Genomic DNA, 21,441 nt, shown 5'->3' with positions numbered 1-21,441 from the left:
CCGCCACTCTAGCAAACCAATGAGCACTAAAGCTGACTAGCAAGTCAGCAGCTTACTACCCCCGTCCCGATCCCCGGTCACGCCGCCGCGTCCCGGGGTTCCACCGGGATCCTCGCCGACACCCGGAAGCCCCCGCCCGGCCGCGCCCCGGTACGCAGGACACCACCGTAGAGGGCGACCCGCTCCCGCATCCCGACGAGGCCGTGCCCGATCCGGTCGCCGTCGGGCCCGGGGCCGCGCCCGGTGTCGGCGATCTCCACGTCGACCGTGTCCCCGTCGAAGCTCAGCAGCACCTGGGCGGTGGCCGCGCCGGCGTGCTTGAGCGCGTTGGTCAGCGCCTCCTGGGTGATCCGGTAGAGGGTCAACGCCACGCCTTCCTCCAGCGTCGCCGGGGTGCCCTCGACCCGCAGGGTCACCGGCAGGCCGGCGTCGCGCACCTGCTCCACCAGCGCCTCGATGCCGGCAAGCCCCGGCTGGGGGGCCAGGTCGGCGGCCGGCTCGGCGTCGGTACGCAGCACGTCCAGCAGCCGACGCATCTCCCGCAGCGTCTCCCGGCTGGTCTGCTCGATGGTGGCGATCGCCCCGTCGGCCGCGCCCGGATCCTTCGGCAGCACGCGGCGGGCCCCCGTGGCCAGCACCCCCATCACGCTGACGTGGTGCGCGACCACGTCGTGCAGCTCGCGGGCGATGCGGCGGCGTTCGTCGGCGACCGCCCGCTCGGCCAGCGAACGCTGGTTCTCCTCGGCGGCCCGGGCCCGCTCCCGCAGCGCCTCGGTGGAGGCCCGGCGGGCGTGCACCGCGCGTCCCACCGAGTACGACACCACGCCCACCAGCAGGTTGTTCAGCACCAGGTAGGCGGGACTGACGTTCGCCAGCAGCTCGTCGGGCGGCGGCGCGAGGGCGCTGGTGGCGGCGACCGGCATCCACAGCACCAGCGCCGCCACGACCGCCGTACGCGGTGGCCCGGCGGCGGCCGCCGTGTAGGTGAGCACCATGAAGGTCATGCCCTGCGTGGTCGGCGCGGGGCCGAGCAGCAGGGGCACCGCCAGCGTCGCCACCGCCAGCGCGACCGCCGCCCACGGCGCCACCCGCCGCCACGCCACCGGGGCGGCGCAGACCACGCTCCAGCCCAGCGCCGCCAGCAGACGCCCCGGCCAGTACTCGCGCGGGGTCAACGCGGTGAGCACCACCTCCGCCACGACGAGCCCGCCGGCGAGCAGCACGTCCACGGCGACGGGGTGCCCGCGCAGCCACTCCCGGGGGCCCGAAGTCATACCCGCGACGCTATCCGCCGTGGCGGCCGATTGATCGTCGCCGGCGGTGAGCCCGGCCTCATCCCTCAGGAGGAGAGCAGCTCGTCCCCGTCGGGGCGGCCGACGCGGGCGTCACGCGTCGCGTGGGCGCCACAGGCCGGCCGTGTGGTGTCGTCCGCCGCATGCCCCAGCCGGGCGGACCGGCCGAATCGGCGGCGGCGTCACCTGGCGCGCATCCGCCGAGCGGCGGCGGACGTCACCGGATGGTGGTGCGCCGCTCAGCCGGTCACTCGTCGGCGCCGGGAGGCGTCGGGCGGGACCGGGCGTCGCGCAGCGGATCCGGCGCCGCCTGCGTCGGGAACGGCGGCGGGGTGCCCCCGAAGGTCGGGCAGAGCGCCTGGTGGCTGCACCAGTCGCAGAGCCGGCTCGGGCGGGGACGGAAATCCTGCTGCGCGGTCGCCTGCTCGATCGCCCGCCACAACGCCACCACGGTGCGCTCGAAGCGCAGCAGCTCGTCGGCGTCCGGGGCGTAGTCGCAGACCTCCGAGTCCTTGAGGTAGAGCAGCCGCAGCACCCGGGGGACCACGCCCCGGGTGCGCCAGAGCACCAGCGCGTAGAACTTGAGCTGGAACAACGCCCGGGCCTCGAACGCCTCGCGCGGCGCGCCGCCGGTCTTGTAGTCGACCACCCGCAACGCCCCGTCGGGCGCCACGTCGAGCCGGTCGACGTAGCCCCGGATCAGCAGTTCCTCGTCGACCACCGCCGAGATCAGGCTCTCCCGCTCGGCCGGCTCCAGCCGGCGCGGGTCCTCCACCGCGAAGTAGCCCTCCAGCAGCCCCGCGGCGGAGCGGAGGAACTCGGTCGCCGCCGGGTCGCCGTCGGCGAACAGCGCCGCCAGCTCCGGCTGCTCGGTGACGAGCCGGTCCCACTGCGGGGCCACCAGGTCGCCGGCGGCCGTCGGCGTGCGCCCGGCGGCCGGCAGGTCGAACAGCCGCTCCAGCACCGCGTGCACGAGCGTGCCCCGGGCCTGCTCGACGGTCGGCCGCTCGGGCAGCCGGTCGATGCTGCGGAACCGGTAGAGCAACGGGCAGGTCTTGAAATCCGCCGCCCGCGACGGCGACAGCGAGGCCCGCACCGTCGCCGGGACCTCGGCCGGGGTCGGGGAATGCTGCGTGGTCACCGGTTCCGCCGTCATGCCCGGAAGGTTAGGGCACCGGTGTGACACCACCGCCGTCGCCGCACCGGTGCATGATCGCGTCGCCGGCCGGTGCACGACCGCCGCGCCGCGCCGGCGTCCGGTCCCGTCGCCACCCCGGCGCATGATCTCCGCCGCGTAGCATCGATCCGATGGAGCAGACGAGGCGACCGCGCCGCCGGCCCGACGCGCGGGGCGGCCTGACCGTGGGCCGGGTGTTCGGGGTGCCGCTGCACCTCAACGGCTCGATGGTGCTGCTCACCCTGCTGGTGACCGTGCTGTACGCCGAGTTCGCCCGCCGCCAGCTCGACCTGTCCCAGCTCGCCGGCTACCTGATCGGCTTCGGCTTCGTGGTCTCCCTGCTCGGCTCGGTGCTCCTGCACGAGCTCGGCCACGCCCTCACCGCCCGCCGCTACGGCATCGGTGTGCGCGGGATCACCCTGGAACTGCTCGGCGGCTACACCGAGATGGACCGCGACGCCCCGACGCCCCGGATCGACCTGCTGGTGTCGCTCGCCGGCCCGGCCGTCTCCGCCGTGCTCGGCGTGCTCGCGGTCGCCGCCACCCTCGCCCTGCCCGACCGCACCCTGGCCAACCAGCTCGCCTTCCAACTGGCCGTGAGCAACGTCATCGTCGCGCTGTTCAACATGTTGCCCGGCCTGCCGCTCGACGGCGGCCGGGCGCTGCGGGCGGCGGTCTGGGCGGTGACCCGCGACCGGCACCGCGGCACCGAGGTCGCCGGCTGGGTGGGACGCGTCGTCGCCGTCGGCACCGCCGCGCTGGTCGCCCTGCTCACCCTCACCCGCAACCTGGCGCCGCTGGCGCTGCCGCTGATGCTGCTCGTCGCGTTCACCCTGTGGCGCGGCGCCGGGCAGTCGATCCGGATGGCCCGGATCAGCCGCCGCTTCCCGCTGATCGACCTGGCCCGGCTGGCCCGGCCCGTGCTCGCCGTGCCCACCGGCACGCCGCTGGCCGAGGCGCAGCGCCGGCGCGCCGACGGGAGCACCCCGGGCGCCGCCCTCGTGGTCACCGACACCGCCGGCCGGCCGGTCGCCCTGGTCGACCCGGCGGCGGCGGACGCCGTACCCGCGGAACGCCGCCCCTGGCTGGCCGTCGACGCGGTCGCCCGATCCCTGCCCGACCTGCCCGCGATGCCGGTGGGACTCGACGGGGAACGCGTGATGGAGACCGTGCAGACCCACCCGGGCGCGCAGTACGTGGTGACCTCAGGCGAAGATGTCGTGGGCATTCTGCACATCGCGGATCTGGCTCAGCTCCTCGAACCTCAACGGAAGATGAACACGTGACCGCAACTCCCCCCGCCGCCCCGGCAGACCCGGGCATCCCGGTGTCGGCCGACACCCCGGCGCTGCCCCCCGTGCACCGCGGCCCGTTCCGGATCGGCGACCGGGTGCAGCTGACCGACCCCAAGGGGCGGATGCACACGGTCACCCTGGAGCCGGGCAAGGCGTTCCACACCCACCGCGGCATCCTGGAGCACGACGCGCTCATCGGCCTGCCCGACGGCAGCGTGGTCACCACCACCGGCGGCGGCACCGCGTTCCTGGCCCTGCGACCGCTGCTGTCGGACTACGTGCTCTCGATGCCGCGCGGCGCCCAGGTGATCTACCCGAAGGACTCCGCCCAGATCGTCGCCATGGGCGACATCTTCCCCGGCGCCAAGGTCCTGGAGGCCGGCGCCGGCTCCGGCGCGCTGTCCTGCTCCCTGCTGCGCGCGGTCGGCACCGGGGGCGAGCTGCACTCGTTCGAGGTGCGCGACGACTTCGCCCAGATCGCCCGGCGCAACGTCGAGGCGTTCTTCAACGGGCCGCACCCGGCGTGGCACCTGCACGTCGGCGACGTCGCCGGGTGCGCCGAGACCGGCTTCGACCGGATCATCCTCGACATGCTCACCCCGTGGGAGACCCTCGACATGGTCGAGCGGGCGCTGGTGCCCGGTGGCGTGTTCATCGGCTACGTCGCCACCACCCCGCAGCTGTCCGAGCTGGTCGAGGCGCTGCGTGAGCGCGGCGGCTGGACCGAGCCGCGGGCCTGGGAGTCGCTGGTGCGCGACTGGCACGCCGAGGGGCTGGCCGTGCGACCGGACCACCGCATGATCGCGCACACCGCGTTCCTCGTCTCCGCGCGTAAGCTCGCCCCCGGCGTCACCGCACCGCCGCGGCGCCGCAAGCCCAGCAAGGGCGCCGAGGCGTACGCCGAACGCCGCCAGGCGCTGCGCGAGGCCGAGGCCGCCAGGCAGGCGGCGGCTGCCTCGGCGCAGCAGGCGGCCGAGGACACGGAACGACCGTGACGGCGCAGCGGGGCGACGAGGAGTGAACGGACGGATCCCGCCCGTCGGCGCGTGCCGGCGGGCCGGGCACGGGGAGGTGGCATGAGCCGGCCCGGCTTCGGCGGGGGTGACCTGCCGGCGGTGTTTCCGGACTGGTCGCCCTACCAGGACCTCGAATCGGCGGCCCGGGCGTACCTGCGCGACCCCGACGTCGCGCTCGAGGCGCTCGGTGGGGTGCTGCGCGGCGCTTCGGTGCTCGGCTTCACCCTGGAACGCTTCGTCAACGAGGTCAACGGGGTGTGGCAGGAGGTCGTGGTCTGCGACGGCAGCCGCCTCGTCCTCTGGCACGGCGAGGACGTGCCGCCGGAGGACGGGCCGCCCGGCTCGATGACCTCGTCGTTGCGGGTGGTGCCGGTCTCCACGGTGACCGAGGTCGGTTGCCGGCGCCGGCTCACCCGTGCCGAGGACGGCGGGATCCGGGTCGACAGCATCGACGTCTACCTGCTGCTCACCTCGCTGGACGAGGCGCCGCCCAGCGACGAGGCGGTGGGCGCGCCCCGGCACGACGCGCTGCGCTTCGGCAAGACCCTCGACGACGGCGGCGCCGGACAGATCGCCCGCCTGGAGGAGTTCGCCCGCCTGGTCGCCTCGGTGGTCGGCCGCCCGATGCTCTGAGCCGTACGCCCGGGTGGCCCGCGCAGGCGGGGTCCCCGGACGTCTCGATCCTCCCGCGCCACGGCGCGGGAGGGCCGGGCCGTCAGTCCTCCTCGGCCTCCGGGCCGGCCACCTCGACGCCGTCGCTGCCGCGCACCACGTGGATGCACTCGCCCGGGCACTCCTTCGCCGAGTCGATCACCTCGAGGCGCAGGTGCTCCGGTACGCCGACCCGGCTGCCCGGCGCCATCCGCAGCTCGCCGTCGGGGCCCTTGACGTACGCCAGCCCGTCGACGTCGAACTCGAAGACCTCGGGCGCGTACTGCACGCAGAGCCCGTCGCCCGTGCAGAGATCCTGGTCAACCCAGACCTGCAACTCGTCCGTCACGACCTGCGCCACGGCGCACCCCCCATGTTCTCCCGTCCCACGCCCCGACGGTACCCGAACGCCCGTACCGGCCCCCCGGGCCACCCTTCGCGATCAAGGTTCGGTGACGAGCGCGTTGCGTGGGACCGAATCGGCCTCATAGCGGCTAGTGTTAGGGCAGAACGTTCAAGCCCCCCGGGGAGGTGGGACGTGGCACGCAGCGACGACGCGGACTCGCGCGCCGCACGGTGGGAGAAGGAGGCCCACGATCTCTCCACGCAGGTCGCGTTCCTTCAAGAGGAACTCGCTCTGGTGCGGCGCAAGTTGACCGAAAGCCCCCGACACGTCCGGCAGCTCGAAGAGCGGCTGGCGGCCACCCAGGCACAGTTGGCGCGGCTGACCGAGAACAACGACCGGCTCGTGAGCACCCTCAAGGAGGCTCGCGCGCAGATCGTGACGCTCAAGGAGGAGATCGACCGCCTCGCGCAACCGCCGAGTGGTTACGGCGTCTTCCTTGCGCGGCACGACGACGGCACGGTGGACGTCTTCACCGGCGGACGCAAGCTCCGTGTCGCCGTCTCGCCCTCGCTGGACGTCGCCGAGCTGCGGCGCGGCCAGGAGGTCCTGCTCAACGACGCACTCAACATCGTCGACGCGTTCGGTTTCGAGCGGGTCGGCGAGGTGGCGATGCTCAAGGAGATCCTCGCGGGTCCCGACGGCAGCCCGGGCGACCGGGCCCTGGTGGTCTCGCACTCCGACGAGGAGCGCATCGTGCACCTCGCCGACACCCTGATCGGTTCGCCGATCCGGGCCGGCGACTCGCTCATGATCGAGCCCCGCTCGGCGTACGCGTACGAGCGGATCCCGAAGAGCGAGGTCGAGGAACTGGTCCTGGAGGAGGTGCCCGACGTCGACTACACCGACATCGGTGGCCTCCACTCGCAGATCGAGCAGATCCGCGACGCGGTGGAACTGCCCTTCCTGCACGCCGACCTGTTCCGCGAGCACCAGCTCCGCCCGCCGAAGGGCATCCTGCTCTACGGCCCGCCCGGCTGCGGCAAGACGCTGATCGCCAAGGCGGTGGCCAACTCGCTCGCGAAGAAGATCGCCGAGCGGGAGGGCAAGGAGAAGCACACCAGCTTCTTCCTCAACATCAAGGGCCCGGAGCTGCTCAACAAGTACGTCGGCGAGACCGAGCGGCACATCCGGCTGATCTTCCAGCGGGCCCGCGAGAAGGCCGGCGAGGGCACCCCGGTGATCGTGTTCTTCGACGAGATGGACTCGATCTTCCGGACCCGTGGCTCCGGCGTCTCCTCCGACGTGGAGAACACAATCGTCCCGCAGCTGCTCAGCGAGATCGACGGCGTGGAGGGGCTGGAGAACGTCATCGTCATCGGCGCCTCCAACCGGGAGGACATGATCGACCCGGCGATCCTCCGGCCGGGCCGACTCGACGTCAAGATCAAGATCGAGCGGCCGGACGCCGAGGCGGCCAAGGACATCTTCTCCAAGTACATCCTCTCCGGGCTGCCGCTGCACCCGGACGACCTGGCCGAGCACGGCGGCGACCCCCAGGCCACCGTCGCGGCGATGATCGACGCGGTCGTGCTGCGGATGTACTCGGAGACCGAGGAGAACCGCTTCCTCGAGGTCACCTACGCCAACGGCGACAAGGAAGTCCTCTACTTCAAGGACTTCAACTCCGGCGCGATGATCCAGAACATCGTCGACCGGGGCAAGAAGATGGCCATCAAGGAGTTCCTCACCTCCGGACGCAAGGGCCTGCGCCTGCAGCACCTCCTCGACGCCTGCGTCGACGAGTTCCGGGAGAACGAGGACCTGCCCAACACCACCAACCCCGACGACTGGGCCCGGATCTCCGGCAAGAAGGGCGAGCGGATCGTCTACATCCGCACGCTCGTCTCCGGCGGCAAGGGCGCGGAGGCCGGCCGGTCCATCGAGACCGCCAGCAACACCGGCCAGTACCTCTGACGGACACCCGCACGGGGCCCGTGGCGCGACGCGTCACGGGCCCCGTCCCGTCCGTGCCCGCCTCTCGGCCCCCGCCGCCCCGGTCCGCCGCGCCCCCATCCGCCGCGCGGCCGACTACGCTCGACGTGACGGGGGACCGGGTCGGGCGAGCGAAGCGGGTAGGTCGATGAGCGTAAGACGGATCATGGGCACCGAGGTCGAGTACGGCATCTCCGTTCCCGGCCAGGCCGGGGCCAACCCCATGGTCACCTCCTCCCAGGTGGTCAACGCCTACGGGGCGCGCCCGGAACTCAACCGGGGCGGCCGCGCCCGCTGGGACTACGAGGAGGAGTCGCCGCTGCGGGACGCGCGCGGCTTCACCTACTCCGGTGCCGCGTACGACCCGGCCGAGGCGCTCGCCGACGAGGACCTCGGGCTGGCCAACGTGATACTCACCAACGGCGCACGGCTCTACGTCGACCACGCCCACCCGGAATACTCCACACCAGAGGTGACCAACCCGCTGGACGTGGTGCGCTGGGACAAGGCGGGGGAGCGGGTGATGGCCGAGGCGGCCCGCCGCGCCGCCACCATCCCCGGCACCCAGCCGATCCACCTCTACAAGAACAACACCGACAACAAGGGCGCCAGCTACGGCTCGCACGAGAACTACCTGATGCGCCGGCAGACGCCGTTCGCCGACATCGTCGCGTACCTGACGCCGTTCTTCGTGACCCGGCAGATCGTCTGCGGCGCCGGCCGGGTCGGCATCGGCCAGGACGGCGGCCAGAGCGGCTTCCAGATCTCCCAACGTGCGGACTTCTTCGAGGTCGAGGTCGGGCTGGAGACCACCCTCAAGCGGCCGATCATCAACACCCGCGACGAGCCGCACGCCGACGCCGACAAGTACCGCCGGCTGCACGTCATCATCGGCGACGCGAACCTGTCGGAGATCTCCACCTACCTCAAGGTCGGCACCACGGCGCTGATCCTCACGATGATCGAGGAGAAGGCGCTCGGCCCCGACCTCGGCATCGCCGACCCGGTCAGCGAGCTGCGTGCCGTCAGCCACGACCCGTCCCTGACGCACCGGATGCGGCTGCGCGACGGGCGGCGGCTGACGGCCCTGGACCTCCAGTGGGCCTACTACGAGCGGGTCCGGTCCTTCGTGGACGACCGCTACGGCACCGACGCCGACGAGCAGACCCTCGACGTGCTCGCCCGCTGGGAGCGCGTGCTGGACAGGCTGGGCCGTGACGTCATGCTCTGCGCCGACGAGCTGGACTGGGTGGCCAAGCTGCGGCTGCTGGAGGGCTACCGGGAGCGCGAGCAGCTCGGCTGGGGCTCGCACAAGTTGCAACTGGTCGACCTCCAGTACTCCGACGTCCGCCCGGAGAAGGGCCTCTACCACCGGCTGGTCTCCCGGGGCGCGATGAAGACGCTGCTCGACGACGAGCAGACGCGTACGGCGATGACCGAACCGCCGGAGGACACCCGGGCCTACTTCCGCGGCCGCTGCCTGGCCCAGTACGCCTCCGAGGTCGTCGCGGCCAGCTGGGACTCGGTCATCTTCGACGTCGGCCGGGAGTCGCTGGTGCGGGTGCCGATGATGGAGCCGGAGCGCGGCACCCGCAAGCACGTGGGGGCGCTCTTCGACCGCTGTGCGAGCGCCAAGGACCTGCTGGAGACCCTCACCGGCGGCTGACCGGGTCGACGATTGCCCGTCGGGTGCCGAACGCGGCGCGCGGCGGGCTTTTCGTCGCCTCCGCGAGGTAAGTTGATCGCAGGGCGATCGTGGAGGAGGCAGCAATGGCCACTCGTGACAGCGGCGGGCAGTCGCAGTCGGGCAAGTCGCGTCAGGGCGAGGAGATCGAGGACGTCACCACGGAGGCGAACCCGGAAGTCGCCGAGCGGCACGCCGAGATCACCGAGGACGTCGACGACCTGCTCGACGAGATCGACTCCGTCCTCGAGGAGAACGCCGAGGAGTTCGTGCGCGGATACGTCCAGAAAGGGGGGGAGTGATACTATATGCCCGATTTGCCTCAAGCGTCGGGCAAAGTATGCCCCCAGTGTGATCGATTACTGCCCGCCGCCGAGTTCCACCGCAACCGGCGACGGGCGGACGGGCTCGCCTACTACTGCAAGTCGTGTGCGGCGGCTCGCTCGACGGCGAGCCGCCGCAGGCGTGGCATCGGGCCGCAGAAGCGGTCGGCCACCCCTGTTGGCGAAGGGCTCAAGTGGTGCCCGGACTGCGACCAGGTCAAGCCGGTTGACGAGTTCCCACGCACCACCAAGAGCAGCGGTCGGCACAGCTACTGCAAGCCCTGCCACAACGCGCGTGGCAGGGAGACCGTTCAGCGCCTGTACGGCGGCACGCGCGAATACCACCTGCGGCGGCGCTACGGCATCGGCGAGAAGGAGTTCCAGGAGCTCCTGGCCGAGCAGGGCGGGGTGTGCGCGATCTGTGGCACAGCGGATCCCCAACATCTCGACCACGATCATCGCACCGGGTGGGTGCGCGGGATATTGTGCTTCAACTGCAACGGTGGCCTTGGCCAGTTCCGTGACGATCGGTCGCGGCTGGCCGGGGCGATCACATATCTGAGAGGAACCACGTGGCAGCGGGTTTTGATCCATCCGGGCGTCTACCAGATGTGTTCACCAACGCGGGGACGTCCTCCTTCACCTCGTTCCTGAGCAAGGTGGCCCCCGAGATGTTGCCCGGCCGCCGGCCGCTGCCGCCGGGTATGGCCGCCGACATGGCGCCGCACGCGACCACCATCGTGGCCATCTCGGCCGCCGGCGGTGTCGTGATGGCCGGCGACCGGCGGGCCACCATGGGCAACCTGATCGCCCAGCGCGACATCGAGAAGGTCCATCCGGCCGACGCGTACTCCCTCGTCGGCATCGCCGGCACGGCGGGGATCGGCATCGAGCTGATGCGACTGTTCCAGGTGGAGCTGGAGCACTACGAGAAGATCGAGGGCGCGATGCTCTCGCTCGACGGCAAGGCCAACCGGCTCGCCTCCATGATCCGTGGCAACCTGGGCGCCGCGATGCAGGGTCTCGCGGTGATCCCGCTCTTCGCCGGCTACGACCTGGCCGCGAAGGACCCGGCGCGGGCCGGCCGCATCTTCAGCTTCGACGTCACCGGCGGCCCCTACGAGGAGACCGGCTACGACGCGATCGGCTCCGGCTCGCTCTTCGCCCGGTCGGCGCTGAAGAAGCGCTTCCAGCCGGGGCTCTCCATCGACGAGGCGGTCCGGCTCGCGGTCGAGGCGCTCTACGACGCGGCCGACGACGACACCGCGACCGGCGGCCCGGACCTGATCCGGCGGATCTACCCGGTGGTGATGACGGCGACGGCGGAGGGCACCCACCGGCTCACCGACGAGGAGATGTCGGCGATCGCCGAGAGCGTGGTCTCCGGCCGGATGGAGAACCCGGGCGGTTGATCCGCTCCCGCCCGTACCAGTCAGCAGCCGTCAGCACAGCGCCCTAAGGAGAACCGCCGCCGTGGCCATGCAGTTCTACGCCTCGCCCGAGCAGATCATGCGCGACCGCTCCGAGCTGGCCCGCAAGGGCATCGCCCGGGGCCGCAGCGCGGTGGTCCTGAGCTACGAGGGCGGGGTGCTCTTCGTCGCCGAGAACCTCTCCAGCGCCCTGCACAAGGTCAGTGAGATCTACGACCGGATCGGCTTCGCCGCCGTCGGCCGCTACAACGAGTTCGAGAACCTGCGCCGCGCGGGCGTTCGGATGGCCGACCTGAACGGCCTCAGCTACGACCGGCGTGACGTCACCGGCCGGGCCCTGGCGAACGCCTTCGCGCAGACCCTGGGTGCCATCTTCACCGAGCAGTCGAAGCCGTTCGAGGTGGAGATCTGCGTGGCCGAGGTCGGCACCACCGCCGAGGACGACGAGCTCTACCGGCTCACCTACGACGGATCCGTCAACGACGAGCCGGGCCGGATGGCGATGGGTGGGCAGGCCGAGGCCATCACCGGCGTGCTGAAGTCCCACCACCGTCCGGACATGTCGCTGGGCGAGGCGGTCAAGGTCGCGGTGCAGGCCCTGAGCAGCGTCGGGGGAGAGGGCGGCGCCGCCCGGACCATCGCCGCCAACCAGTTGGAGGTGGCGGTCCTGGACCGCCGCCGGGTGGGGCGGACGTTCCGCCGGATCACCGGGGCCGCGCTGACCGCGCTGCTCGACGGCGACAAGGCCGAGGAGCCGGTGTCGGCCCGCCCGGAGACGCCGACCTCGCCGACCGAGGAGGCGAAGAAGCCCACCACGTCGGCCGGCTCGGCGGACCTGGAGGGCCGGGACACCCCCGAGGCGTAGCAAGGCACGTCCCGGCTGGGCCGTCGGGCGTGGACACGCCCGACCGCCCAGCTCGGGGCCCGGTGTGGCGCGCGGGTCGAATGCGGCCCGCGCGCCGTCGTGCGACCCGACCGCGCCCGCCGCCCGCTGTTCCCGGCCGTCTCACGGGTCGCCCGCCGTTCCCGCGCGTTCCAAGGGGCACCCGCCGTGTCCGGCCGGCTCAGGGGCCTTCCGGCACCGCCGTACGGGACCCGGCCGCCCGTCGCGGGTTCGTGGCGCGGAGCGTCCAACTGGGACGCCCCGGTCGGAAGGTCGGCGTCGCACCGCACCCGCCCGGCGGGCGTACGGACGAATGGTCGTGGCCGCCGCGCGCTCGCCGGGGCCGGCGCTGCGGTGCCCGGGACCGACCGTCACCGATCCCGTGTGAGACCGGCACGGTGTGCGCTGCCCATCTGGGGCCTCGGGCGGCTAATGTCTCATCATGGAGCGGCGAATCTTCGGCCTCGAGACCGAGTACGGCGTCACCTGCACCTACCGCGGGCAGCGGCGGCTGTCCCCTGACGAGGTCGCCCGGTACCTCTTCCGCCGTGTGGTGTCGTGGGGCCGGTCGAGCAACGTTTTCCTGCGCAACGGCGCCCGGCTCTACCTGGACGTCGGCTCGCACCCGGAGTACGCCACCCCGGAGTGCGACTCGGTGGTGGACCTGGTCGCGCACGACCGGGCCGGCGAGCGGATCCTGGAGGGTCTGCTCGTCGACGCGGAGAAGCGGCTGCACGACGAGGGCATCGCGGGCGAGATCTACCTGTTCAAGAACAACACCGACTCGGCCGGCAACTCGTACGGCTGCCACGAGAACTACCTGGTGTCGCGGCACGGGGAGTTCGGCCGGCTGGCCGACGTGCTGATCCCGTTCCTGGTCACCCGGCAGTTGATCTGCGGGGCGGGCAAGGTGCTGCAGACGCCGCGTGGGGCGGTCTACTGCCTCTCGCAGCGGGCCGAGCACATCTGGGAGGGCGTCTCGTCGGCGACGACCCGGAGCCGGCCCATCATCAACACCCGCGACGAGCCGCACGCGGACGCGGAGCGCTACCGGCGGCTGCACGTCATCGTCGGCGACTCCAACATGAACGAGGTCACCACGCTGCTGAAGGTCGGCACCGCCGACATCGTGCTGCGCATGATCGAGGCCGGGGTGGTGATGCGCGACCTGACGCTGGAGAACCCGATCCGGGCGATCCGCGAGGTGTCGCACGACATCACCGGCCGCCGCAAGGTGCGGCTCTCCTCCGGCAAGGAGGTCAGCGCGCTGGAGATCCAGCAGGAATACCTGGCCAAGGCGACCGAGTTCGTGGAGCGGCGCGGCGGCGACCAGACCGCCAAGCGGGTGGTGGAGCTGTGGGGCCGGGTGCTGAGCGCGGTGGAGACCGGCGACCTGGAACCGGTGTCGCGGGAGATCGACTGGGTGACCAAGCTGCGGCTCATCGAGCGCTACCAGCGCAAGCACGACCTGCCGCTGTCGCACCCACGGGTGGCCCAGATGGATCTGGCCTACCACGACCTGCGCCGGGGCCGGGGCCTCTACGGGCTGCTGGAGCGGCGCGGCGAGGTGGACCGGGTGGCGACCGATCCGGAGATCTTCGAGGCCAAGGAGACCCCGCCGCAGACGACCCGGGCCCGGCTGCGCGGGGAGTTCATCCGGCACGCCCAGGAGAAGCGGCGCGACTTCACCGTCGACTGGGTGCACCTGAAGCTCAACGACCAGGCGCAGCGCACGGTGCTCTGCAAGGACCCGTTCCGGGCGTACGACGAGCGGGTGGAGCGGCTGATCGCCAGCATGTGACGGCGGCCGGCCGGCCCGGTGCGGTGGCGATCACCGTCCGGGCCGGCCGGGCCGGTAGGCTGACCGCGCCATGACGACTTCCGAACCTCCCGAGCGCGGCCACCAGCGACAGAACTGGGCCGAGCGCCGCCGCGAGAAGATCCGCGCCGAGATCGAGCGCAACCGGCGCGGCGAGTACACGGTGCCCACCTGGGTGCTGGCGCTCGCGCTGGTGCTGATCGTGGGCGCCTGGCTCGCCCTCATCTTCCTGGTCTGACCCGGCCGCGGCGCGGACGGGCGCCACGGGCCGGGTCGGTTTTCACGCTGGACGCCGAACCGGTTCTCCCCGGCGGCCGCGAAGTGGGGCGCCCGGCCGCCGGTCCGACCCGGCACCCTGGCCGGGGCGACGCCGCACTCTGGAAGTTGTGCCGTCCCGGCTGAGCTGGAACCGTCGTGCCCGTTCGGCATTGTCGGTGACGGACCACGCGCGCTGCGTGGTCGCGGCAGGGAGGGTGACCGTATGGCACACATCGACCTCGGCCTCGACGAGCGGGAGCATCCGGGCATCAACGGCCCGCTGCGGTTCCGTCCCGAGACGGCCAAGCCGCTCGGCGAGCTGGCGGAGGCGCTGCTGCGCGCTCCGCATCCCACGCTGACTGCGGGGGAGCGGGAGCTGATCGCGGCGTACGTGTCGGGGCTCAACGACTGCAACTTCTGCTGTGCCTCGCACTCGGCGTTCGCGGCGGCGCAGCTGCCCTCGGGGATGCGGCTGGTGGAGCAGGTCCGTGCCGATCCGGCGGCCGCCGAGGTCAGCGAGAAGCTGCGGGCGTTGCTGGACATCGCCGGTGCCGTGCAGCGTAGTGGCCGGGAGGTGACGGCGGACCTGGTCAAGGTCGCCCGGGGCGCCGGCGCGACGGATCTGGAGATCCACGACACGGTCCTGATCGCGGCGGCGTTCTGCATGTTCAACCGGTACGTGGACGGGCTGGGCACGCTGGCCCCGGAGGATCCGGCCGTGTACGAGATGGCCGCCGAGCGCATCGTGCGGTACGGCTACGGGGCGAGCTGACCGACCACCACCGGGCCCGGCGCCTCCCGCTCGGGTGCGGGCGACCGCCGCACCCGCAGGCGCCGGGGCCCGGTGGTGGCCCTCGGGTCAGTTCAGCAGGCGCGCGGCGTGCCGGCCGGCCGCGGCGGCGGCCAGGAAGTAGGCGTGGTCGGCGTCCAGGCCCCGACCCATGGTGGACAGCGTCACCGGGGTGTCCCGCAGCGCGGCGTCCAGCCCGTCGGTCGGGACCCGGACGACGGTGTGCCGCGCCGTGAGGGGCGCCAGCGCCGCCTCCACCTCGCCGGCCAGCGCCGGGGCCAGTCCGTCGGGCACCACCAGCTCGGCGGGGGCGAGGGCCACCCGTCCGTACGCGGTGAGACTGTGGTGCGACACGCCCCGGTGGCGGGGCCGGGGGTCGGCGTCGGAGATCCGCAGCGATCCGATCGGGCGCCCGCCCAGCGTGGCGACGGCGTTGACGGCCTCCCCGACGGCCACCCCGGAAAAGCCCCACCGGGTGCGGGTGCCCAGGTTGCCCGGTCCCTGGGCGACGATCGCCACGTCGGCGCGCAGCACGTGCCGGGCGGCCAGCAACCCGCTGTGCAGGGTGCTCGCCTCCAGGTCCCCACCGAACGCCTGGCCGACGGTGACCGTGCCGACGAGGTGGTCGCCCAGCGCGGCGAGGGTGCGGGAGAACCAGGCCGGCAGCGCCCCGCCGTCGGTCAGCAGGTACGCGACCCGGGCGGCGGGGGCGTCGGCGTGGATGCCGGCCAGGACGGCCGGCAGCGCGGAGTGCAGGTCGGCGGTGACGACGGGCAGGCCGGCCAGGTCGTCGGCGGCCTCCATGACCTCCCGGTGCGGGGACGCCTCCTCGTCGACACCGAGCAGGATCGGCTGCAGCGGGGTGTAACGGGCCTTGACGAGGTGGCCGGCGTCGCGGCTGTCGAGGGCCTGCGGCGGATCCGGGGGCAGCCGGTCGGGCAGCGCCACGACCAGGGCGTATCCGCCGGTGCCGAGGCCCATCAGCAGCGCGCCGGCGTTGAGCAGCACCCGGTCGCCGGGCTCGGGCCGCCCGACGAGCGCGGGGTAGGCCAGGGCGCGTACGGTGCCGCCGTCGGGCAGCTCGACGTCCAGTTCCACCGCCCCGGTCCACTGCCGCCGCAGCGCCGTCACCGTTCCCGACCGCCATCGCACCATGCCCGGCACGCTAGCGTCGCCGCCCGCGGCAGGCGCGCCCGGGGCGGTGCGGCCGGTCGGCGGTCAGCCGCCAGGGCCGCCGGGTTGCGGGGCGTCGCCGGTGCGGGTGGGGTCGAGGAAGACGTACCGGATCTGTGGGTAACGGGCGGTGAGCCGCCGCTCGGCCTGGTCGGCGGCGTCCTCGATGGTCGCGCCGCTCGCGTCGTCGTCGAAGTCCACCTTCGCGGCGACCAGGACGTCGCTCGGACCGAGCTGCATCGTCAGCAGCGTGTCGATGCGCCGCACGGCGGGCAGGCCGGCCAGTCCCTCGGTGATCTCGCCGCGCAGCCGTTCCGGTACGGAGCGACCGACCAGCAGCGATTTGTTGCTGTGCGCCAGGACGGCGGCCACCACGAGCAGCAGCACGCCGATCAGGACGGAGGCGGCGCCGTCCCAGAACTCGTCGCCGGTGAGCTCGGACAGGGCCACCCCGGCGGCGGCCAGCACCAGCCCGATCAGGGCGGCGCTGTCCTCCAGGAACACCGCCTTCAGTGGGGTGTCGGAGGTCAGGTGCAGGAACCGGCGCGGCGTGGTGCGCCAGCGTCGGGACTCGGCGCGGACCTGGTGCACGGCGCGGGCCAACGAGACCGACTCGATGGCGAACGACACCGCCAGCACCACGTAGGTGACCAGGTACTCGCCGCTGTGCTCGTGCACCAAAATGGTGGTGACGCCGTGGGTGATCGCGAAGCCGGCGCCGGCGACGAACGTGAACAGCGCCGCGAGGAACGCCCAGACGTAGCTCTCCTTGCCGTACCCGAACGGGTGCCGGGCGTCGGCGGGCCGCGCCCCGCGGCGCAACGCGAGGTACAGCAGCACCTCGGTGGTGGTGTCGGCGACGGAGTGCACGGCCTCGGAGAGCATCGCCGCCGACCCGGAGATCACCCCGGCGATGAGCTTGGCCACCGCGATGGCGAGGTTGGCGGCCCCCGCCACCACGACGGTGGCGACGCTCTCGGTCCTGACCTCCGGCTGGGCCACCACGTCACTGTAGGGTCGTCGGTGGCCGACCGTCCGGCGACCGGTGAACCGGCCGGGCGCGACGCCGGGCACGTCCTGCCCGCGTGGGTGCACGGGCGCGGCGGGTGTGCTGCTAGCGTCTACCGCGTGTCGCGGACCCGCACCGAACGCCTGGTCAACCTGGTTATCTGCCTGCTGTCCACGCGGCGGTTCCTGACCGCCGCGCAGATCGCCGCGACCGTGCCCGGCTACGAGCACGATCCGGACGACGCGCGTGACCACGAGGCCTTCCAGCGCAAGTTCGAGCGGGACAAGGCCGAGCTGCGCGAGCTGGGCGTGCCGCTGGAGACCGGGACGGCGAGCGTCTTCGACGCGGAGCCCGGCTACCGGATCGCCCACCGGGAGTACGCGCTGCCCGACATCCCCCTCGAACCGGACGAGGCCGCCGCGGTCGGCATCGCCGCCCGGCTGTGGCAGCACGCCGGCCTGGCCGCCGCCGCCTCCTCCGGGCTGGCGAAGCTGCGCGCCGCCGGCGTCGACGTGGACCCGCAGGCCACGCTGGGTCTGGAGCCGATGGTCACGGTGGACCCGGCGTTCGCGCCGCTCACCGCCGCGGCCCGCGACCGGCGCGAGGTCAGCTTCGACTACCGGGTGCCCGACCGCGACGACTCGACCCGCCGCCGCCTCCAGCCGTGGGGCGTGGTCTGCTGGCGGGGCCGCTGGTACGTGGTCGGGCACGACCTCGACCGCGAGGCGACCCGCTGCTTCCGGCTGTCCCGGGTGGTCGGCACGGTCCGGGCGACCGGCGCTCCCGGGGGTTACGAGCCGCCGGCCGGGGTCGACCTGATCAGCCACGTGGCCCGCTGGTCGGGGCCGGCGGAGCGCACCGGGCGGGCCACCGTGCTGGTCGCCGCCGGACGCGCCGCCGGGCTGCGCCGCTGGTCCGTCGACGTCACCGCCTGCCCGGAGGGCGACCGGCTCGTCCTGCCCTACGCCGACGCGGACGTCCTCGCGGGCCAGCTCGTCGGCTACGGCCCGGACGTGCGGGTGCTCGATCCGCCGGAGGTGCGCGACGCGGTGATCCAGCGGCTCAAGGAGATCGCCGCCCGGCACGACGACCTGGCGGTCGCCGGGGGTATCCGGTGACCCGGCCGGCCGCCCGGGGCGGCTCCCGCGCGTCGGCCGACCGGCTGGCCCGGCTGCTGAACCTGGTGCCCTACCTGCTGGCCCGACCCGGCATCGAGCTCGCCGAGGCGGCCGGGGACCTGGGCGTCACCGAGCGGCAGCTGCGCGAGGATCTGGAGCTGCTGTGGGTCTGCGGGTTGCCCGGTTACGGCCCCGGTGACCTGATCGACATGGCCTTCGACGGCGACCGGGTGACGATCACCTACGACGCCGGCATCGACCGGCCGCTGCGGCTCACCCCGGACGAGGCCCTCGCGTTGGTGGTGGCGCTGCGGATGCTCGCCGAGACGCCCGGGGTGACCAACCGGGAGGCCGTCGAGCGGGCCCTCGCGAAGATCGAGCACGCTGCCGGCGACCTGGTGGCGGCGCCGGTCGAGGTCCGGCTGCCCGCCGACACCCGGCGGGTGGCGGAGCTGCGGACGGCCGTCGAGAGCGGCCGGGCGTTGCGCATCACCTACTACACGGCCGCGCGGGACGAGACCACCGACCGCGTCGTCGACCCGCTGCGGATGCTGATGGTCGGCGGGCGGGCCTACGTGGAGGCGTGGTGCCGCCGGGCGGAGGCGGTGCGGCTGTTCCGGGCCGACCGCATCGACGCCGTCGCCGAGCTGGAGGAGCGGGCGGTCGTGCCGCCCCAGGCCCGCCCGCACGACCTCACCGAGGGCGTGTTCCGCCCGTCGCCGGACCTGCCGCTGATCACCCTGCGGATCGGTCGGGGCGAGCGGTGGCTGACCGAGTACTACCCGTGCGAGCGGGTCGAGGCCGGCGGCGGCGACCAGTGGCTGGTGTCGCTGCGGGTCACCGACCTGGGCTGGGCCCGCCGGTTCGTGCTGGGCCTGGGCCCGGACGTGGCGGTGGTCGCCCCGGTCGAGCTGGCCGAGCAGGTGCGGGCCGCGGCGGTCGCCGCCCTCGACGCGTACGCGTCGCCGGTGCCGGCCGCGCCACCCGTGCCCGTCGGCGGGCCGGACCCGGCGCGGGCGGTCTCCCCGGCCGACCCGGCGGTCACCGCCGGCACGCAGTAGGCTGACCGCCGTGGTGAAGTGGATCGTGCTCGCGGTGGTGCTGTTCGCGCTCGTCGTGTTCGCCCTGGCCCTGCGGCCGGTGCTGGCGCGGCTGCCCCGGCTGCGTCGCGCCGCCGTTGCCCTGCAACGCCGGGCGACCGAGGCGGAGGCGCTGCGGGAGACCGCCGAGACCCTCCAGGCGCGGGCGGAGGCTCTCCAGGGGCAGCTCGACACCACCCAGCGGCGGCTGGCCGTGATCAAGGCGAAACGCGGCGACTGATCGATCGGTGCCCGGTTCCTGCGCGAACCGCTCCGGTTCACGCAGGAACGATCCTGCGGCAGATGGTTGACGGGACGTCCCGCGTTGGTCAAGACTTCACCGGCCGGGACGAACCACCACCACCCGGCGGGTGGCAGCGGCCGTCGACGGACGTACGATGGGCTGCGGTACACCCCTCACGACGACACAGAGCGACTGGAGCTTCCCATGGGTGCCCTCAAGCCGTGGCACATCGCCGTACTCGTGGTCGTGCTGATCCTGCTCTTCGGCGCGAAGCGGCTCCCGGACGCGGCCCGTTCGCTGGGCCGTTCGCTGCGGATCATCAAGGCCGAGACCAAGAGCCTGCACGACGACGACCGCGACCTCGCCGAGAAGGCCGACGCGCAGTCCGGCTACCAGCCGCTCCCGCCGCAGACCGTCCAGGGTCAGCCGTACGCGCCGCCGCCCGCCGGGCAGCAGCCGCACGTCGCCCCGCAGCAGCAGCCGTACGCACCCCCGGTCAACGACCCGGTGCAGCGCGTCCGCGACAACTGACCGAAGGGCCCGAGACCCGTGGCCTTCGCCCTCAAGAAGCGCGGTCCGAGCAACTTCGAGCGGGCCGCCGACGGCTCGATGACGCTCATCGAGCACATCCGCGAGCTGCGCACCCGGTTGTTCCGCGCCTCGCTGGCGATCGCGGTGGGGCTGATCGGTGGCTTCCTGCTCGCGCAGCCGGCGTTCAACCTGCTCAAGCAGCCGTACTGCCGGCTTCCCGGCATGATCGTCGACGGTGAGTGTCAGAACTTCCTGCTGCTCGCGCCGACCGATGGGTTCGTCCTCAAGCTGAAGCTGGCGCTCTGGATCGGGTTGATCATCGGCGCCCCGGTCTGGCTCTACCAGCTCTGGGCGTTCATCGCGCCCGGCCTGCACCGCAACGAGCGCAAGTGGGCGTACGTCTTCGTGGCGATCGCGGCGCCCCTGTTCGCCGCCGGCGCGGTGCTGGCCTTCCTCGTGGTGGACAAGGGCCTGGCCTTCCTGCTGGAGGCCGGCGTCACCGGCACCGACACCCAGCTGGAGGTGACCCGGTACATCTCGTTCGTCACCAGCATGATCCTGCTCTTCGGGGTCGCGTTCGAGTTCCCGCTCACCCTGCTGATGCTCAACTTCACCGGGGTGGTGAGCGCCCGCCGACTGCTCAGCTGGTGGCGGGCCGTGGTCTTCATCTGCTTCGCGTTCGCGGCCATCGCCACCCCCGACCCCGGGCCGTTCGGCATGACGCTGCTGGCGCTCTGCCTGTCGCTGCTCTACTTCGTCGCCGTCGGGGTGGCGTTCCTCAACGACAAGCGCAAGGGACGTGGCAAGGAGGTCTACGCGGGCGTCGGCGACGACGAGGTGTCGCCGCTGGAGTTCGACCCCGAGCCGGTGGAGGCCGGGCAGCGGGTGGACGCCAGCGCGCCGATCGCGGCCCCCGAGCCGGTTGCCGCGCCGGCGCCGATCGAGCGCCGCTACGACGACATGACCTGACCGGCCGGTCGTTCCCCGATCACGAACGGACACAAGCCCTCCCTCGCCGGGGGGCTTGTTCCGTTGCCGCCCGGTGCGTACGGCACCTCGGGCTGGCCCCCTAACGCACGGCGCGTCAGTCGTCAGCACCCAGTCGGCAATCCGTCACGAGGCATCCGCGAGCTGCAATCGGGTAAGCAGATCTTTACGATGTGTCGACGTGTCCGACGAGGGAGGTCGCTGTCCAGTGCGTCGCCCGACGTTTGGTCGTCCACCCGTCCCCGGGCCGGAGGCCGCCTCCCCGCCGCGGCCCAGGGTGCCCGTCGCCCGGCCCGTCGTGCGGCCGGGAGCCGCCGTCCCGGCCGCCGCGCACGGCCGCGCCG

21 protein-coding genes and 1 pseudogene are annotated in these 21,441 nt (G+C 72.9%); 17 read left to right on the top strand and 5 right to left on the bottom strand.

What is annotated here, in order from left to right:
- Nucleotides 1-77: 77 nt before the first annotated feature.
- Nucleotides 78-1,274 carry a sensor histidine kinase gene (locus AB0B83_RS24990; protein ID WP_357580200.1) on the bottom strand — a complete coding sequence of 399 codons (1,197 nt, stop codon included), beginning with the start codon at nt 1,272-1,274 and terminating at the stop codon, nt 78-80.
- Nucleotides 1,275-1,539: 265 nt separating this feature from the next.
- The gene (locus AB0B83_RS24985) at nt 1,540-2,448 is read right to left on the bottom strand and encodes a RecB family exonuclease (protein WP_357580199.1); all 909 of its coding nucleotides are present in this window, start codon (nt 2,446-2,448) and stop codon (nt 1,540-1,542) included.
- Between the two features lie 152 nt (nt 2,449-2,600).
- Between AB0B83_RS24985 and AB0B83_RS24980 the strand changes: the two genes are divergently transcribed.
- The 3 genes from AB0B83_RS24980 (at nt 2,601) to AB0B83_RS24970 (ending at nt 5,413) form a co-directional block, all read left to right on the top strand.
- Nucleotides 2,601-3,755, top strand: coding sequence for a site-2 protease family protein (locus AB0B83_RS24980; RefSeq protein ID WP_357580198.1), 1,155 nt, complete (start codon nt 2,601-2,603; stop codon nt 3,753-3,755).
- A 41-nt stretch (nt 3,756-3,796) separates the two neighbouring features.
- Complete coding sequence (locus AB0B83_RS24975; RefSeq protein ID WP_357580205.1) at nt 3,797-4,759, top strand: tRNA (adenine-N1)-methyltransferase; 963 nt, start codon at nt 3,797-3,799, stop codon at nt 4,757-4,759.
- A gap of 81 nt (nt 4,760-4,840) precedes the next feature.
- Nucleotides 4,841-5,413: a hypothetical protein gene (locus AB0B83_RS24970; RefSeq protein WP_132237455.1), complete on the top strand. Its 573-nt coding sequence runs from the start codon at nt 4,841-4,843 to the stop codon at nt 5,411-5,413.
- An 82-nt stretch (nt 5,414-5,495) separates the two neighbouring features.
- Here AB0B83_RS24970 and AB0B83_RS24965 read toward each other — a convergent pair whose 3' ends face one another.
- The gene (locus AB0B83_RS24965) at nt 5,496-5,792 is read right to left on the bottom strand and encodes a ferredoxin (RefSeq protein ID WP_357580197.1); all 297 of its coding nucleotides are present in this window, start codon (nt 5,790-5,792) and stop codon (nt 5,496-5,498) included.
- A 177-nt stretch (nt 5,793-5,969) separates the two neighbouring features.
- Between AB0B83_RS24965 and arc the strand changes: the two genes are divergently transcribed.
- The 9 genes and pseudogenes from arc (at nt 5,970) to AB0B83_RS24920 (ending at nt 14,938) form a co-directional block, all read left to right on the top strand.
- Nucleotides 5,970-7,751 carry a proteasome ATPase gene (arc, locus tag AB0B83_RS24960; protein ID WP_121398236.1) on the top strand — a complete coding sequence of 594 codons (1,782 nt, stop codon included), beginning with the start codon at nt 5,970-5,972 and terminating at the stop codon, nt 7,749-7,751.
- Nucleotides 7,752-7,917: 166 nt separating this feature from the next.
- Complete coding sequence (gene dop, locus AB0B83_RS24955) at nt 7,918-9,435, top strand: depupylase/deamidase Dop (RefSeq protein ID WP_151455852.1); 1,518 nt, start codon at nt 7,918-7,920, stop codon at nt 9,433-9,435.
- 104 nt (nt 9,436-9,539) lie between these two features.
- Complete coding sequence (locus AB0B83_RS24950; RefSeq protein WP_088993750.1) at nt 9,540-9,755, top strand: ubiquitin-like protein Pup; 216 nt, start codon at nt 9,540-9,542, stop codon at nt 9,753-9,755.
- A 6-nt stretch (nt 9,756-9,761) separates the two neighbouring features.
- Complete coding sequence (locus AB0B83_RS24945) at nt 9,762-10,430, top strand: endonuclease domain-containing protein (RefSeq protein WP_357580196.1); 669 nt, start codon at nt 9,762-9,764, stop codon at nt 10,428-10,430.
- A complete protein-coding gene (gene prcB, locus AB0B83_RS24940; protein ID WP_192581475.1) occupies nt 10,349-11,188 on the top strand; it encodes a proteasome subunit beta in 840 nt (279 codons plus the stop codon). Before AB0B83_RS24945 ends, prcB begins: the two co-directional genes overlap by 82 nt.
- Nucleotides 11,189-11,249: 61 nt before the next feature.
- Nucleotides 11,250-11,942: pseudogene (prcA, locus tag AB0B83_RS24935) on the top strand (proteasome subunit alpha); the annotation flags it as partial.
- A gap of 589 nt (nt 11,943-12,531) precedes the next feature.
- Nucleotides 12,532-13,890: a Pup--protein ligase gene (pafA, locus tag AB0B83_RS24930; protein ID WP_151455849.1), complete on the top strand. Its 1,359-nt coding sequence runs from the start codon at nt 12,532-12,534 to the stop codon at nt 13,888-13,890.
- 70 nt (nt 13,891-13,960) lie between these two features.
- On the top strand, nt 13,961-14,146 hold the full coding sequence (locus AB0B83_RS24925) for a hypothetical protein (RefSeq protein ID WP_311412756.1): 186 nt from the start codon (nt 13,961-13,963) through the stop codon (nt 14,144-14,146).
- 243 nt (nt 14,147-14,389) lie between these two features.
- The gene (locus AB0B83_RS24920) at nt 14,390-14,938 is read left to right on the top strand and encodes a carboxymuconolactone decarboxylase family protein (RefSeq protein ID WP_327028278.1); all 549 of its coding nucleotides are present in this window, start codon (nt 14,390-14,392) and stop codon (nt 14,936-14,938) included.
- 87 nt (nt 14,939-15,025) lie between these two features.
- Here the strand turns inward: AB0B83_RS24920 and AB0B83_RS24915 are convergent, their stop codons facing one another.
- Complete coding sequence (locus AB0B83_RS24915) at nt 15,026-16,111, bottom strand: DUF3866 family protein (RefSeq protein WP_357580195.1); 1,086 nt, start codon at nt 16,109-16,111, stop codon at nt 15,026-15,028.
- A 63-nt stretch (nt 16,112-16,174) separates the two neighbouring features.
- Nucleotides 16,175-17,131, bottom strand: coding sequence for a cation diffusion facilitator family transporter (locus AB0B83_RS24910; protein ID WP_357580194.1), 957 nt, complete (start codon nt 17,129-17,131; stop codon nt 16,175-16,177).
- Nucleotides 17,132-17,257: 126 nt separating this feature from the next.
- On the opposite strand from AB0B83_RS24910, the gene AB0B83_RS24905 reads away from it, so the two are divergent.
- The 5 genes from AB0B83_RS24905 to tatC all read left to right on the top strand — a co-directional run bounded on the left by AB0B83_RS24905 (nt 17,258) and on the right by tatC (nt 21,079).
- The gene (locus tag AB0B83_RS24905) at nt 17,258-18,256 is read left to right on the top strand and encodes a WYL domain-containing protein (protein WP_357580193.1); all 999 of its coding nucleotides are present in this window, start codon (nt 17,258-17,260) and stop codon (nt 18,254-18,256) included.
- A complete protein-coding gene (locus tag AB0B83_RS24900) occupies nt 18,253-19,317 on the top strand; it encodes a YafY family protein (protein ID WP_357580192.1) in 1,065 nt (354 codons plus the stop codon). Before AB0B83_RS24905 ends, AB0B83_RS24900 begins: the two co-directional genes overlap by 4 nt.
- Nucleotides 19,318-19,327: 10 nt before the next feature.
- Entirely contained in the window at nt 19,328-19,576 is a 249-nt protein-coding gene (locus tag AB0B83_RS24895) for a hypothetical protein (protein WP_132237479.1), read from the top strand.
- A gap of 207 nt (nt 19,577-19,783) precedes the next feature.
- Nucleotides 19,784-20,110: a Sec-independent protein translocase subunit TatA gene (tatA, locus tag AB0B83_RS24890; protein ID WP_121398247.1), complete on the top strand. Its 327-nt coding sequence runs from the start codon at nt 19,784-19,786 to the stop codon at nt 20,108-20,110.
- An 18-nt stretch (nt 20,111-20,128) separates the two neighbouring features.
- Nucleotides 20,129-21,079, top strand: coding sequence for a twin-arginine translocase subunit TatC (gene tatC / locus AB0B83_RS24885; protein WP_357580191.1), 951 nt, complete (start codon nt 20,129-20,131; stop codon nt 21,077-21,079).
- Nucleotides 21,080-21,441: the final 362 nt, after the last annotated feature.

Origin of the sequence: Micromonospora sp. NPDC049060, assembly GCF_040649055.1 — a bacterium.
Classification (GTDB): Bacteria; Actinomycetota; Actinomycetes; order Mycobacteriales; family Micromonosporaceae; genus Micromonospora; species Micromonospora reichwaldensis.
The sequence above is the reverse complement of the archived record's forward strand: the minus strand, read 5'-3'. Positions and strand labels throughout refer to the sequence as shown.